Raw genomic sequence first — 14,882 nt, 5'->3', positions numbered from 1 at the left:
GGAAGGAGAAGACTATGTGGTATTTCACCTGGATTCTCGGCGTACTGCTGGCCTCTGCGTTTGGCATCGTCAATGCCATGTGGCTGGAACTCAACGGCTATGTAGGAGAAGAAGATCAAGTCGACTGAGATTGATCCGCGTACCGCCAGCGGCTGGCTGACCCGGCTGCTGGCGCCGCAGGCTTCCCTGCTCAATCTGGCCCTGCTGTTCGCGCTGGCGGCGGCGGGGCTTTTTGTCTGGCAGTGCTGGTTGCTGGCGCAGCTGTTTTCCGGCTGGCTGGTGGCCTGGCAGCAGGGCGGGCTGGTTGAGACGCAGACGCAGCTGCTGAGCAGTCTGCTGCCCTGGCTGGCGCTCTGTCTGATCCTGCGTCCGCTGCTGCAGTACGGCCGTGAGCAGGCCAGCCAATTGGCCAGCCTGCGCGCCCGCGGCGAGTTGCGCCGCACCTTGCTGCAGCGTCTGGCGGCGCTGGGGCCTGCGCGGGCGCAACTGGGCGCTGACGCGGAACTCGGCAGCCGTTTGCTGGAGCAGGTCGAGGCGCTGGATGGCTATATCAGCCGCTACCGGGTGCAGCGTCAACTGGTGTTGCTGGTCCCCGTGTTGCTGATCATCTGCACCGCTGTGTTCAGTCCGCTGGCAGCGGTGCTGTTGCTGCTGACTGCGCCGCTGGTGCCCGTGTTCATGATCTTGCTGGGCAAGGCCGCGGCCTCCGCCAGTCAGCGCCAGTTCGTTGCGCTGGCGCGGATGAGCGGGCGCTTCAGTGACCTGCTGCGCGGCAGCTGGACGCTGCGCCATCTGGGCGCGTTGCCCGCCGCCGAAGCGGAAGTGGAAACCGCCGCCGAACACTACCGCGCCGGCACCATGCGGGTGCTGCGTATGGCCTTTCTCTCCGGTGCTGTCCTGGAGTTGTTTTCCTCGCTGGCGATCGCGCTGGTGGCGCTCTACCTGGGGCTGGGGCTGCTCGGTATTTTGCCCTGGGCCAAGGGCGAGATTCCGGTTCCCTATCTGGGCGCGTTGTTCATTCTGCTGCTGGCACCGGAGTTCTATGCGCCGCTGCGTCAACTCGGCGCGGATTACCACGCCAAGGCCGAAGCCGAAGGGGCGATGACCGAGCTGCTGCCGCTGCTCAATCAACAGGTGTGGGCGCATCCGGGGCGTGAGCCGGTGGGGCTCAGCGCCGCGCCCAGTATCGAGTGCAATCAGTTGGCAATCGAAGGTCGCCTGGCGCCGCTTGATCTGCGCGTGCAGGCGGCCGAGCGGGTGGTGCTGCAGGGCGCCAGCGGCAGCGGCAAGTCCAGTCTGCTCGAAGCGCTGCTGGGCTTTGTACCCTGGCAGGGTGAGCTGCTGATCAATGGTCGCTCGCTGCTGGATCTGTCGCGACCGGACTGGCTGCGGCACGTTGGTTATCTGGCCCAGCAGGTACCGATCCTGCACGGCAGCATCGCCGATAATCTGCGCCTTGCCGCGCCCACGGCCACTGACGCCGAGCTGATCGCGGTGCTGGAGCAGGTCGCGCTCTGGCCGCTGATTCGCCAACTGCCCAAGGGTCTGGAGACCGAGCTGGGGGAGCGCGGGCTGGGGCTGTCGGGCGGGCAGCTGAGCCGGCTGGCGCTGGCGCGGCTGCTGCTGCGCGATACCCCGGTCTGGCTGCTGGATGAGCCGACGGCCCATCTGGATGCGGACACCGCCGAGTTGATCCATGCGCTACTGGAGCGCCTGAGCCAGGGGCGCACACTGCTGCTGGTCAGCCACGATCTGCAGGGACTGGACTGGGCTGATCGGGTGGTGACGCTCGGCCAGTCTGAGCAACGCCTGGAGGCTGCCGATGTCTGAGCAACCCATTCGTCTGCGGACCCTGTTGCGCAGCCGCCTCGGGCAGTGGAGTCTGGCGCTGTTTCTCGGCGCGGTGACGCTGTGGTCGGCAATCGGCCTGCTGGCCACCTCCGGCTGGTTTATCAGCGCGGCGGCGCTGGCCGGGCTGGCGACGGTCGCGGCCTACGGTTTCGACTACTTCCGCCCGGCAGCCATCATCCGCTTCTTCGCCATCGTTCGTACTGCCGGCCGCTACGCCGAACGGCTGGCTTCGCACAACGCCGCACTGGCCCTGCTCAAGGATCTGCGTACGCGCCTGTTTGCCCGCGTTGCCGGGCAGCGCCGGCTCACTCCGGCGGCGCGCTCGGCGATTGCCATGCACCGGCTGGTAGCCGATATCGATCTGCTCGACTTCTTCCCGCTGCGCTTTGTCGCGCCCTGGTTCTGGGCCTCCATGCTCACACTGCTGGTGCTTGGCTGGCTGGCGCTGCTCGACAGCTCGCTGGCGGTTGCCGCGCTGCCGGGGTTGCTGCTGGCCTGGCTGGTGGTGCCGATGCTCGGTGGCCGCCTGGCTGCCCGCCTGGCCCGCCGTGATGCCGAACTGGCCGAACAGCGCCGCGAGTTTCTGCTCGACCGTCTGCAGCTGCTGACCTCCCTGCTGCTGTGGCAGCGCTGGGACGATCAGCAGGCCGCGTTTCTGCAGCAGGATGATGCCTGGCTGCAACAGCGCCTGCGACAGCAGAAACTGGTCAGTTTGACGGCGCTGGGGCAGCAACTGGGCCTGGCGCTGGCGTTGCTTGCGGTGCTCTGGCAGGGGCATGCGCTGTTGCAGCAGGGGGCGTTGTCGGTGCCCTGGCTGCTGGCCGCCTTGCTGTCGGTAATGGGGCTGGCCGAAGCCCTGCTGCCGCTGGCAGCGAGCTTTATTTCGCTGGGCTTCAGCCAGGCGGCGCGGGATCGGTTGAATCAGCTGACCGCCGCCGAGACCGACCTTGCGGGCACCGCAACCGCGCTGCCTGAGCAGCCACTTAGCCTGGTGCTGTCTGGCCTGAGCGCCAGAATGCCCGGCGCGCTGAACGGCCCGGAAAACGTGTCCATCGGCCTGCAACAGGGCGACGTGCTGCTGATCGAGGGGCCGTCCGGCGGCGGCAAGAGCACCCTGCTGCAGGTGCTGGCGGGCGAGCCGCTGGCGTTCACTGGTGAACGGCTGATTAACGGGCAAGACTACGAGCACTGGAGTCTGCGCGAGCTGATCGGTTATTTGCCGCAGCAGCTGGATATCTTCGACATGACGCTGGCGCAGAATCTGCGCTTGGCTGATCCCGAGGCCAGTGACGAGGCCCTCTGGCAGGTGCTGGATGATGTCGCGCTGGCTGACTGGGTGCGCGGGCGCAAGCATGGCCTGAACACCACGCTGGGCGAGTTCGGTGCCAAGGTCTCCGGTGGGCAGGCGCGGCGTATTGCCCTGGCCCGTCTGCTGCTGACCAAGCGACCTTTGCTGCTGCTGGATGAACCCTTTGCCGGGCTGGATTTTGATACCCGCGAGCGGGTGCTGGCGTCCTTGCTGCGTCGGCGCGAGCAGGGCATTACCGTAATAGTCAGCCACCAGCAGGTGGCGGTCCCGGAGGCCCGCCACCTGCGTGTTGGCTGATTACCAGGTATCAACGAACGGACGGGTGCCCTTCTTCAGCGCTTCGTCCGGGGCCGAGTGCAGGCCACGCATCAGCCAGTCGCGGGTTTCCAGCGGGTCGATCACGGCGTCGATCTCGAGGAAGCTGGCCATACTGATGCCCTTGCCGCGCTGGTACAGCTCGGCGACCAGTTTCTCGAAGGTCGCCTGACGCTCGCCTTCGTCCTCAATGGCGGCCAGTTCCTTCGAGTAGCCCAGACGCACCGCGCCTTCCAGGCCCATCGCCCCGAACTCGCTGCTTGGCCAGCCGATGGTGAACATCGGTGCATGGAAGCTGCCCGCCGCCATTGCCTGCGCGCCCAGGCCGTAGCCCTTGCGCAGCACCACGGTGAAGAACGGGATGCTCAGGCTGGCGGCGGTGACAAACATGCGCGAGACATGGCGCACGGTGCCCTGCTGCTCGGCGTCCGGGCCGACCATAAAGCCGGGGGTGTCGCACAGCGAAACCATGGGCAGACCGTGGGCCTGACACAGCTGCATAAAGCGCGCGGCCTTGTCACCGGAGACAGCATCAATGGCACCGCCCAGATGCATCGGGTTGTTGGCGATCAGGCCGAAGGCGCGGCCCTCGATACGAATCAGCGCGGTGATCAGCCCCGGCGCAAACTCGCGGCGCAGCTCCAGCACAGAATCGCGGTCGGCCAGTGTCTCGATCACTTTGCGGATGTCATACACGCGCAGGCGGTTTTCCGGGATCAGGTGGCGCAGCTCGCGCTGGTCCGCCGCTTCCCAGTCCGTCAGATCGCCCTGGAAGTAGGACAGGTACTGCTTGGCCACCGCGGTGGCCTCGGCTTCGTTCTGCACCCGCACGTCGATCACCCCGTTCGGGCCGTGCATGCTGGTCGGGCCAACCTGCTCCGGGGTAAAGCGGCCGAGGCCGCCGCCTTCGATCATCGCCGGCCCGGCCATGCCGATGGTGGCGTTCTCGGTGGCGATGATCACGTCGCAGCAGCCGAGCAGCGCGGCGTTACCGGCGAAGCAGCGCCCGGAGACGATACCGACGGTGGGCACCATGCCGGATAGGCGCGCCATGCGCATGAAGGTGGTGCAGTCCAGCCCGGCCACGCCGACCTTGTCGATATCGCCCGGGCGGCCGCCACCGCCTTCGGTGAAGAACACCAGCGGCAGCTTCCACTGCTCGGCCAGCTCGAGCATGCGGTCGGTCTTCTTGTGGTTGGTGACGCCCTGGGTGCCGGCGAACACCGTGTAGTCGTAGGACAGCGCCATGCAGCGGGCGGCGTGTTCGCCGAACTTGTCGGCATTGACGGTACCGATGCCGTTGATCAGACCGTCCGCCGGGCTCATTTTCAGCAGCTCTTCGTGGCTGCGGCGCGAGCGCTGGGCGGCAAGGGCAAAGCCGCCGTACTCGATAAAGCTGCCGTCGTCGAGCAGGTCGGCGAGGTTCTCGCGGGCGGTGCGCTGGCCGGTCTTGCGGCGCTTGGCGACGGCCTCCGGGCGGCGCTCGTCGGTCAGCTCGGCGCGGCGCTCCAGCACTTCCTGCAGGTCGGCGCGGATATGGTCGATGGCGACGGACTCTTCATCCTGCTGGGCGTTGCCCGCCACTTCGGCAGGCTCCAGATAGAGCAGGGCGCTGCCTTCGAACAGGCTGTCACCGGCGTTGGCGGCCAGCGCGCGGACGATGCCGCTCTGGGTCGCCTTGACCACGAACTCCATCTTCATGGCTTCCATGATCGCGACCTGCTGGCCGACGGCGACGCTGTCGCCAACCTGTACATCCAGACTGACCAGCACGCCCTGTACCGGCGCATTCAGCGGCTCGGTGCCGGCCGGAGCGTCGGTCTGCGCGCTGCTGGTGGCGGCGCTACTTGCGCTGCCTTGGAAGAAACGGTGCGGGTGGGCGCTGGGGTGGGCGGCGGTCAGGCTGGCGGCTTCGGCTTCGATAAAGGCGGTGGAGACGTCGTTGCTCTGCACCTGCGGGTGCTGCAGCAGGTTCTGCAGCAGATGCAGGTTGCTGGCGGCGCCCTCCAGACGGAATTCGCACAGCGCACGGTAGGCGCGGCGCAGGGTGTTCGGGTAATCACCGTTTGCGTGCACGATCAGCTTGGCCAGTAGCGAGTCGTAGCGTGGGCTGGTGGTGTAGCCGGCGTAGCCGTAGCCATCGACGCGGATGCCCGGGCCACTGGGCGGCTGATAGGCGCTGAGCGTGCCGCCAGCCGGGCGGGTGCTGCCGTCGGCGGCCATGCTTTCCAGATTGATGCGCAGTTGCACGGCAAAGCCGCGGGCGGCGGGGATGTCGGCCTGGGTCAGACCCAGTTCCGCAAGGGTCTTGCCGGCGGCGAGCTGAATCTGCGTTGCCGCCAGATCCAGACCGGTCACCGCTTCGGTTACCGTGTGTTCGACCTGAATGCGCGGGTTGGCTTCCATAAAGACAAAATCCCCGCGCTCCTCGTCGAGCAGAAACTCGACGGTACACAGGCCGCGGTAGCCAACCGCGCGGGTCAGGGTGCAGGCGGCGGCGTGCAGTTGCTCGCGCACAGCTGGATCAAGGCTCGGCGCCGGGGCGACTTCCAGTAGCTTTTGATTACGGCGCTGCAGCGTGCAGTCGCGCTCCCAGACATGGGCAACTTCAGCGCCGTCGCCGATGATCTGCACCTCGATATGCCGAGCACGGCGGATCAGTCGTTCGACATACAGATCGCCACGGCCAAAGGCGGCGGTGGCCTCGGAGCTGCAGCGGGCGAAGGCGTCGTCCAGCTCGGCAAGATCGTGCACCGCGCGCATGCCGCGCCCGCCGCCGCCAGCCAAGGCTTTCAGCATCACCGCTGCGCCGTCGCCGAGCGACTGCATAAAGTCGCGGGCCTGCTCCAGCGTGGTCGGCTCGTTGGTGCCCTGGGTCAGGGGCACACCCTGCTGCTGCGCCAGTCGACGCGCGCTGGCCTTGTCGCCAAAGGTGTCGAGCACCTCAGGCGCGGGGCCGATAAAGGTGATGCCGGCCTGCTCACAGGCGCGGGCGAAGTCGGCGTTTTCGCTGAGAAAACCGTAGCCGGGGTGGATCGCATCGCAATTTTGCTCCTTGGCGATGCGAATCAGCTGGGCGGCGTCCAGATAGGCGGCAACACCCTGGCCCTGCAGGGCGATGGCCTGATCGGCGCTGCGTACGTGCAGCGACTGGGCGTCATCTTCGGCGTACACGGCAACGCTGGTGGCGTCACAGTCGGCGATGGCGCGGGCCAGACGAATGGCGATTTCGCCACGGTTGGCGATGAGAATGCGGTTGAATGCCATGGGTTAGTTGATCCAGTCCTGTAGTTCCTGTTTCTTGACCTTGCCGGTCGCGGTCATCGGCAGTGTATCGACCAGCCGAATCTCCGGTACCTTGTAGATCGCCATCGCCTGCTTGCACCAGTCGCGCAGCGACTCGGCGCTGGCGTGGCTGCCGGGCTTGGTTATGATGAAGGCAAGGGGCGTCTGGCCGCGCTGCGGGTCGTGCTTGCCGATCACCGCTGAGGCGAGAATGTCCGGGTGCTGGCCGAGCATGGCTTCCAGTTCGCTGGGGAACACGCTCATGCCGTTGACCTTGAGCATTTCCTTGCGCCGGCCGAGGTAGCGGATAAAACCCTGCTCGGTGATCACGCCGCTGTCGCCGGTATGCAGCCAGCCGCCGTCGCGCAGTGCTTCGGCGCTGGCGTCGGGTTTGTTCCAGTAGCCCTTGAGCAGCGACGGACTGCGCAGACACAGCTCACCTTCGCTGCCCAGTGGCAGCAGTGCGCCGGTATCGAAGTCGCAGACCTTGAACTCGGTGCCGGGTACCGGCAGGCCGACAAAGGTGGGCTCGGATTTCAGATCGAAGTCATCGTCCTGCAGGCCGGCGGTAAAGGTGTCGCAGGTGTGGGTTTCGGTCATGCCGAAGCTGGTTTCGAACAGGGTGCAGCCGGTCAGCTCGCGCCAGCGGCGGCGGTATTCCGGGGTCAGCTTCTTGATAAAGGAGACGCAGCTGGTGGTTTCAAGCGAGCTGAAGTCGAACTCGCCGACCTGCGGATGATCGAGTACCTCTGAAGCGCTGTCGACCAGCAGCCCGGTCTGGGTAACCCGATAGTGCTGAACGGCGCTCATAAAGGTCAGCGCGTCCCAGCGGGCCAGCAACACCAGTGTGGTGCCGGCAAACACCGGGAACAGCAGGCCGGAGTTTTCGCCGGCGATCCAGAACTCGGGCATGAAGTTCAGGCCGATGCGTTCCTCGGCAAAGCCCATGGCAACCGGAACAAAGCTGGCGCATGTGTAGAGCATGTCGCCGTGGGTGTGAATGCAGCCCTTTGGGAGGCCGGTGGTGCCGCCGGTGTAGTTGAGGGCGGCGGTGTCATCCAGATTCAGTCTGGGCAGATGTTGCGGCGCCGGCGTGGTGGCTGCCAGAGCGGGCATCAGGTCGATGCTGTCGGTGATCGGCAGCTTGGGCGCCTGCAGCAGATCCGGCACCGGGATCGGCGGCTGGGCCGGGCAGAGTTCGGACAGACTGGTGGTGAATACCAGCTCCAGCGCGGTCTGCTCGCGAACGTCACGCACCACCGGCAGCAGCTGGTCAAAGCAGATAATGGCACGGGCGCCGCAGTCGTTCAGCTGATAGCTCAGTTCCATACCCTTGGCCATCGGGCTGACCGGCGCGTGGATGGCGCCCATCTTGAGGATGCCGTAAAAGGCGATATGCAGCTGCGGGCAGTTGGGCATGAACACCGCAACCCGGTCGCCGGGTTTGATGCCCTGGGCCTGCAGCAGGGCGGCGCAGCGATTGCTCAGTTCGTCCAGCTCGGCGTAGGTCAGCTGATGGCCATAGAAATGGACGGCAACGCGGTCCGGCGCGGTCTTGGCCCAGTGGGCGAGGTACTCGGTCAGCGGCCGTTCACCCTGCGGGTAGACAGGGGTGGTCGGTTTGCCTGCTGGCCAGACCTTGGCCTGAATCGCCTTGAGGGTGTCGAGATAGTCCTGCTCGTGCATGTCCGTGCCTCTTGCTGTTGTTATCGCTCAAGCTTAGGAGCTGTCGAGGCGGATAAGAAGCGATCAATATTCATTCAGAACCATGATTGCTATTCATGGTTTGGCTGCAGGCGCGTAATCTCGGGCCTATAGCCCATGGCGCAGGTGTTTGTTGATGAGTGAAAAGAATGATTCCCCATCATTGGCCCGGATTGATCTCAATCTGTTTCGGGTATTTGAGGTGGTTTACCGCGAGCGCAACCTGACCCGTGCGGCGGCGGTGCTGCATGTCAGCCAGTCCGCGGTCAGCCACTCGCTGGCACGGCTGCGTGAGCACTTTTCCGATCCGCTGTTCGTGCGAGAGGGCAGGGGCGTGACCCCGACCGCCGCGGCAATGCGGCTGGCGCCCGGGATTATCGACAGTCTGAGTCGGCTGCAGCAGAGCCTCGGCTATCTGCAGCAGTTTGATCCGCAGGAGGATGCACGCACCTTCACCATCAGCCTGCCGGAGCAACTGGAGCCGGTGCTGATTCCGCCGCTGCTGACCCGGTTGCGTGAATTGGCGCCGCGCAGCCGGGTGCGCACGGTGGGTGTCCGGTGGTCCGAGCTGAAGCTGGAGCTGGCGGCCGGGCGAATCGATCTGGCGGTGCAGATTGCGCGGCCTGCCGATGCCAGTCTGCGGCAGATGCAACTGGTCAGGGAGCCACTCTGCGTGGTCGCCGGCCCACTGTTTGACGCGGAGCTGACAGCGGACAGCTATATGGCCGCCGAGCATATCGCGGTAGCGTCCTGGCGGCGGGGGCTGTCCTATGAGGATCTGGCGCTGGGGCATTTGGGCCTGATGCGCAATGTGGTGCAGCAGTGCCAGAGTTATCAGGCGGCGAGTCTGGTGGTAGCGCAGACGCCATTGCTGCTGACCATGTCGCGGCGTCACGCGGAGCTGATCAATAGACCGCTGGGTAATCAGCTGCTGGACATGCCATTGCCGCTACCGGAGATTGGACTGACGCTTTACTGGCACAAGGGCATGGAGCATGACCCGGTCAACCGCTGGTTGCGGCGCCAGGTCCATGCGTTGGCTCAGAACAGTTCGAGTGGTGTAACCGCGCCACCGCTGTCGTAGCCGCCCATCTCCAACTCGCTGTAGGGCGGCGGCGCGTCTTCCTGCTTGAAAATCTCCATGAAGGCGCCGTCGGTGCCGGGGGGGGCGCTGCGCCCGGTGGTTGGGTCGATGCGGGCGGTGACCAGACCCCTGGGCATGCGTGGCTCGCGGTCCGGCACGCCTTCGAGCGCGGCGCCCATGAAGTTCATCCAGATAGGCAGTGCGGCGGTACCGCCGAACTCGCGTCGACCCAGGGTGCTGGGCTGATCAAAGCCGACCCAGACGGTGGCCACCAGGTCTGGGTTGAAGCCGGAGAACCAGGCGTCTTTCTGGTCGTTGGTGGTACCGGTCTTGCCTGCGAGATCGTTGCGGTTGAGTGCACGGGCGCGCACTGCTGTGCCGCGACGTACCACGTCGCGCAGCATGCTGTTGAGCTGATAGATGGTGCGCTCGTCGACTACGCGCTCGGCCTCTGCTGGTCGCTCACTGATGCCGCTGCCCTGGCGTTCCACGTAGGCATTCAGGCGGGCTTGCTGCTGCTCCGTCAGCTCCGGTGTCACTGGCGGCTTGCTGTAGTCGATCAACTGGCCGTAGCGGTTCTCGATGCGGTCGATCAGATAGGGCTTGACTGCATAGCCGCCGTTAGCAAAGGTCGCATAGCCCTGGGCTATCTGCAGAGGGGTCAGCTCTGAGGTGCCGAGGGAGGCGGACAGGTTGCGCGGCAGCTCCTTGCGTTCGAAGCCGAAGCGTTCGATGTAGCTCAGCGCGTTGTCGACGCCAAGGTCTTGCATCAGCCTGATCGATACCAGATTGCGCGAACGGTACAGCGCCTCGCGCAGGCGAATGGGGCCGAGGAAGTCTCCGCCGGAGTTCTTCGGACGCCAGATGGAGTCGAGATAGTCGTCCACAAAGATCAGCGGTGCATCGTTGACCAGGCTGGCCGGCGTGTAGCCCTTGTCCAGCGCCGCGCAATACAGGAAGGGCTTGAAGCTGGAGCCGGGCTGACGGCGCGCCTGGGTGGCGCGATTGTAGTTGCTCTGCAGGAACGAGAAGCCGCCGATCAGCGCCTTGATGGCGCCATCCTGCGGACCCAATACGACGAGCGCACTTTGCGCCTCGGGCACCTGCGCCAGGCGCCAAGTATCATCTTCGATACGGCTGACACGGATAATGTCGCCCGGCTGGAGCACATCCATCGGCTTGCCGGGGCGTGGCCCCATGCCGTTGGCGCTCAGATAGGGGCGGGCCCATTTCATATCGTCCCACTTGATGACGCCCTGCTGATCGCGGCGCAGCCGGATCTCCACGTGGTCGCCGTTGACCGCTGCGACGAGAGCAGGCTCCAGGCCGCCCAGGCTTTTATAGCCCTTTAGCAGCTCAAGGCCCTGTTCCAGGGTGATATCCGGGTTGCGTGCTTCCGGCCCCCGGTAGCCGTGGCGACGGTCGTACTCCTGCAAGCCATCGCGCAGAGCCCGGTTGGCCATGTCCTGAAGACCGCTGTCCACGGTGGTGTAGACGTTGAAGCCCTGTGTGTAGGCTTGGTCGCCAAAGCGCTCGACCATTTCCAGACGCGCCATTTCGGCAATGTAGGGCGCCTCCATCTCCGGGTTCGCGCCGTGGTTGCGCGCGGTGATGGGCGTGTTGACGGCCTCGCGGTAGCTGGCCTCGTCGATGTATCCCAGGGTCAGCATGCGATCCAGAATCCAGTCGCGACGGACCTTGGTGCGCTCAGGGTTGGCGATCGGGTTGTAGCGTGACGGCGCCTTGGGCAGGCCGGCGATCATGGCCAGGTCGGCCAGTGGCAGCTCGTTGATCGATTTGCCGTAGTAGACCTGCGCGGCCGCCTCGATACCGTAGGCGCGGTTGCCCAGGTAGATCTTGTTGACGTACAGCTCGAAAATTTCGTGCTTGTCGAGGTTGCGCTCGATCTGCAGGGCCAGCAGTATTTCATTCAGCTTGCGCGAGAAAACCCGGTCGCTGCTGAGGAAGTAGTTCTTCGCCACCTGCATGGTGATGGTGCTACCGCCGGTCTGAATGTGACCCGTCTGCAGCAGCTCGCTGGCTGCACGCAACAGCCCCATCGGGTCGACCCCGTGGTGGTTGAGGAAGTTGTCGTCCTCGGCTGCCAGCAGGGCATGCACGAAGTCGCCCGGGACCTGGTCGTAGCTGATCGGGAAACGTCGCATTTCACCGAACTCTGCTATCAGTCGATTATCTGTGCTATATATCCGCAATGGGGTTTGCAGTTCAACATCACGCAGGGTTTCAACATCAGGCAGGGCGGGGCTAAGATAGAGCGCGACACCGCTCAGAACCATGATGGGTGCACATGCCAGCGCGAAGGCAGACCAGAAGAGAAATCTCAGTAAGCGCATAAGGGATGGGGAATTCCCTGAATAATTAGAAAGTTAGCTGGATTGCTAATTGAGAACGGCGTAGCAGTCTGCATTATAAGCGTATTTTTTTTGATTTAGCCATTTGCGCTTGTACAAGGACTGTTATTTAATGTAGGAAAACACAAACCGTCCGTAAGTGTCGGATGCTGATAGGAAATTGGCTGTGCTAGGGCTCCTAAAGAAAAAAGCGAACACGTTGCTGGGCATCGATGTCAGCTCCACCACGGTGAAGCTGCTTGAGCTTAGTCGCGCCGGAGGCCGCTACAAGGTTGAAGCCTATGCGGTCGAACCCTTGCCACCCGGAGCGGTGGTTGAGAAAAACATCGTCGAGCTTGAAGGTGTGGGCCAGGCACTTGAAAAAGTGCTCGCGCGCTCCAGATCGTCACTCAAGCAGGCTGCTGTCGCCGTCGCTGGATCTGCAGTGATCACCAAGACCATCGAAATGGATGCCGGTCTTGATCCTGACGAGATGGAGGAGCAGATCAAGCTCGAAGCCGACCAATACATTCCCTACCCCCTCGATGAAGTAGCCATCGACTTCGAGGTGCAGGGTCCATCCCCCCGCAATCCAGAGCGAGAAGAAGTGCTGTTGGCGGCCTGTCGACGCGAGAATGTCGACATTCGCGAAGCGGCGCTGGCGCTGGCGGGCCTGACGGCAAAAATCGTCGAGGTCGAGGCCTACTCGATGGAGCGGGCGTGCGAGTTGGTGGTCGGTCAGCTGGATGCGGATGATGCCGGACTGACCATCGCGGTCATCGATATCGGCGCCACCATGATGACGCTGAGTGTCCTGAGTGGCGGACGCACGATTTACACGCGCGAACAGCTGTTCGGTGGCAAGCAACTGACCGACGAGATTCAGCGCCGCTACGGCCTGTCCCAGGAAGAAGCAGGGCTTGCCAAGAAGCAGGGCGGCCTGCCTGACGACTACGAGTCTGAGGTGTTGGCTCCGTTTAAGGACGCCGTCGTGCAGCAGGTGTCCCGGTCGCTGCAGTTCTTCTTTGCAGGCGGTCAGTACAACGACGTCGACTACATTCTGCTGGCTGGCGGCACTGCTTCGATTCCCGGGCTGGACCAACTGGTGCAGCAGAAGATCGGAACCACCACCCTGGTTGCCAACCCCTTTGCAAATATGACCCTGTCGAACAAGGTTGACGCGGTTGCCCTGAGCAATGATGCGCCGGCATTGATGATCGCCTGTGGTCTGGCAATGAGGAGTTTTGACTGATGGCTCGCATTAACCTGTTGCCTTGGCGCGAGCAGCTAAGGGAAGAACGAAAAAAGGAATTCCTGACGATTCTGGCACTGGTTGTCCTGTTTGCAGGGGCGCTGGTCTTTTTGGGTGACCGCTACATCAACGGACGAATTGACCACCAAAATGAGCGAAATGCTTTCCTGAAGAAGGAAATCACTCTGCTGGATGCTCGAATCAAGGAGATCGAGGAGCTGCAGGCGCGCCGAGCTCAACTGCTTGATCGTATGAAAATTATCGAGGACCTGCAGGGTAAGCGTCCGATTATTGTGCGAGTGTTTGATGAGCTTGCGCGTACGTTGCCCGACGGAGTGTATTTCTCCGAATTGGCGATGAAGGGGGCGGAATTGTCGGTCAAGGGTGGCGCTGAATCGAATAGCCGAGTGTCGAATCTGATGCGTCAGATGGACGGCTCTGAGTGGCTGACAGCACCCAATCTGACGGCGGTGAAAGCGGTGACGTCTGGCGCGCTGGACCAGGCCAATGTGTTCGAGCTTACCGTCAAACAGACCGCGCCGCGTGCTGGTGCCGCTGAGGGAGAACAGCAGCCATGAGTTTCGCTCAACAAATGGAAAGTTTGAAAAAGGTCCAGGCGGACGACCTGGATTTCAACAACATTGGTTCTTGGCCTGCGGCGCTAAAGGTCATTGTGTGTGCAGTTGTTTTTGTTGTACTTGCTGTTCTGGGGTATCAGTTCCATCTCAAGGATCTCAAGGTCAGCCTTGAGCGGGCTGAGCAGCAGGAAATTGAATTGCGTAAGGAGTTTCAAGACAAATCCTTTCGTGCGGCAAACCTGGAAGCTTATCGAGAGCAGCTGCAAGAGATTGAGGAGCGTTTCAGCGGGCTGCTGAAACAACTGCCAAAGGATAGCGAGGTTCCGGGTCTGCTGGAGGATATTACCCAGATGGGCCTCAACAGTGGGCTAGAGTTCGAGTCCATCACTCTGCAACCCGAGGTGGCACAGCAGTTTTATGTTGAGCTGCCTATTCAGATCAATGTCCGGGGTAGTTACCACGATCTTGCTACGTTCGTAAGCAGTGTCGCAGGCCTGCCTAGAATCGTAACGTTGGGTGATTTCGAAATTGCGCCGGTTAGTGAAAGCAATCCTGATCTGCTGGGCATGGAGATTATTGCTAAAACCTATCGTTACAATGACGCGGCAGAGGAGGGGCAGCAATGAGCGTAATCAGCCCCAGGCTTTTAGGTGTTCTTGCGGCCTCTCTATTGATCGTCGGCTGCAGTAGCGGCGAGTTCGCTGACTTGCAACGATTTATGGATGAAACCAGAGCGCGACCATCGGGCACCATCGAGCCGTTGCCTCGCTTCGAGCCTTATGAAGCATTTACTTACAGCGCTTCGTCCCTGCGTAGCCCTTTCCAGCCGCCGATCAAGATCGATCTGAGCCAACGGCAAAAGGGGTCTCAGGATATCAAGCCGGACGAGAACCGGGTCAAACAGTTCCTTGAAGGCTTCAATATCGAAAGCTTTGAGATGGTTGGTACCCTGAGCAACGCGAGTGGCATGCAAGCTCTGATTCAGGGTGCTGGCAGCGTCCATCGTGTTCATGTGGGTGACTATTTGGGACGCAACCATGGACGGATTACCGGTATTGAAGAGAATCGCGTCGATGTAGTGGAAATCGTGCCGGATGGTGAAGGCGGGTGGTTGGAGCGTCCGCGTACCCTCAGCCTCGCTGAGCGCGGGTAG

11 protein-coding genes are annotated in these 14,882 nt (G+C 63.0%); 8 read left to right on the top strand and 3 right to left on the bottom strand.

Annotated elements, in window-relative coordinates:
- Nucleotides 1-14 precede the first annotated feature (14 nt).
- From cydX to cydC, 3 genes are read left to right on the top strand one after another with little or no spacing between them, the layout of a single operon-like run.
- On the top strand, nt 15-128 hold the full coding sequence (cydX, locus tag CNQ84_RS08320) for a cytochrome bd-I oxidase subunit CydX (RefSeq protein WP_096004427.1): 114 nt from the start codon (nt 15-17) through the stop codon (nt 126-128).
- Nucleotides 115-1,830 carry a thiol reductant ABC exporter subunit CydD gene (gene cydD / locus CNQ84_RS08315; RefSeq protein WP_217350077.1) on the top strand — a complete coding sequence of 572 codons (1,716 nt, stop codon included), beginning with the start codon at nt 115-117 and terminating at the stop codon, nt 1,828-1,830. The genes cydX and cydD overlap by 14 nt, the downstream gene beginning before the upstream one ends.
- Nucleotides 1,823-3,457: a thiol reductant ABC exporter subunit CydC gene (cydC, locus tag CNQ84_RS08310; protein WP_096004425.1), complete on the top strand. Its 1,635-nt coding sequence runs from the start codon at nt 1,823-1,825 to the stop codon at nt 3,455-3,457. The genes cydD and cydC overlap by 8 nt, the downstream gene beginning before the upstream one ends.
- Here the strand turns inward: cydC and CNQ84_RS08305 are convergent, their stop codons facing one another.
- Both CNQ84_RS08305 and CNQ84_RS08300 read right to left on the bottom strand, forming a co-directional pair.
- Nucleotides 3,458-6,742, bottom strand: coding sequence for a carboxyl transferase domain-containing protein (locus tag CNQ84_RS08305; protein WP_096004424.1), 3,285 nt, complete (start codon nt 6,740-6,742; stop codon nt 3,458-3,460).
- A gap of 3 nt (nt 6,743-6,745) precedes the next feature.
- On the bottom strand, nt 6,746-8,446 hold the full coding sequence (locus CNQ84_RS08300) for an AMP-binding protein (protein ID WP_096004423.1): 1,701 nt from the start codon (nt 8,444-8,446) through the stop codon (nt 6,746-6,748).
- 154 nt (nt 8,447-8,600) lie between these two features.
- Here CNQ84_RS08300 and CNQ84_RS08295 point away from each other — a divergent pair, with 154 nt between their 5' ends.
- Complete coding sequence (locus CNQ84_RS08295) at nt 8,601-9,548, top strand: LysR family transcriptional regulator (protein ID WP_096004422.1); 948 nt, start codon at nt 8,601-8,603, stop codon at nt 9,546-9,548.
- Here the strand turns inward: CNQ84_RS08295 and CNQ84_RS08290 are convergent.
- Complete coding sequence (locus CNQ84_RS08290; protein WP_096004421.1) at nt 9,506-11,902, bottom strand: penicillin-binding protein 1A; 2,397 nt, start codon at nt 11,900-11,902, stop codon at nt 9,506-9,508. The genes CNQ84_RS08295 and CNQ84_RS08290 overlap by 43 nt on opposite strands.
- 184 nt (nt 11,903-12,086) lie before the next feature.
- On the opposite strand from CNQ84_RS08290, the gene CNQ84_RS08285 reads away from it, so the two are divergent.
- From CNQ84_RS08285 to pilP, 4 genes are read left to right on the top strand one after another with little or no spacing between them, the layout of a single operon-like run.
- Nucleotides 12,087-13,151: a pilus assembly protein PilM gene (locus CNQ84_RS08285; protein ID WP_096004420.1), complete on the top strand. Its 1,065-nt coding sequence runs from the start codon at nt 12,087-12,089 to the stop codon at nt 13,149-13,151.
- Nucleotides 13,151-13,729, top strand: a complete 579-nt coding sequence (locus tag CNQ84_RS08280) for a PilN domain-containing protein (RefSeq protein WP_096004419.1) — start codon at nt 13,151-13,153, stop codon at nt 13,727-13,729. The genes CNQ84_RS08285 and CNQ84_RS08280 overlap by 1 nt, the downstream gene beginning before the upstream one ends.
- Complete coding sequence (locus CNQ84_RS08275; RefSeq protein ID WP_096004418.1) at nt 13,726-14,355, top strand: type IV pilus inner membrane component PilO; 630 nt, start codon at nt 13,726-13,728, stop codon at nt 14,353-14,355. Before CNQ84_RS08280 ends, CNQ84_RS08275 begins: the two co-directional genes overlap by 4 nt.
- Nucleotides 14,352-14,882, top strand: coding sequence for a type 4a pilus biogenesis lipoprotein PilP (gene pilP / locus CNQ84_RS08270; RefSeq protein WP_096004417.1), 531 nt, complete (start codon nt 14,352-14,354; stop codon nt 14,880-14,882). The genes CNQ84_RS08275 and pilP overlap by 4 nt, the downstream gene beginning before the upstream one ends.

It is taken from the genome of Pseudomonas abyssi, assembly GCF_002307495.1.
Taxonomy (GTDB): domain Bacteria; phylum Pseudomonadota; class Gammaproteobacteria; order Pseudomonadales; family Pseudomonadaceae; genus Halopseudomonas; species Halopseudomonas abyssi.
This window is presented reverse-complemented; position numbering and strand designations above follow the sequence as displayed.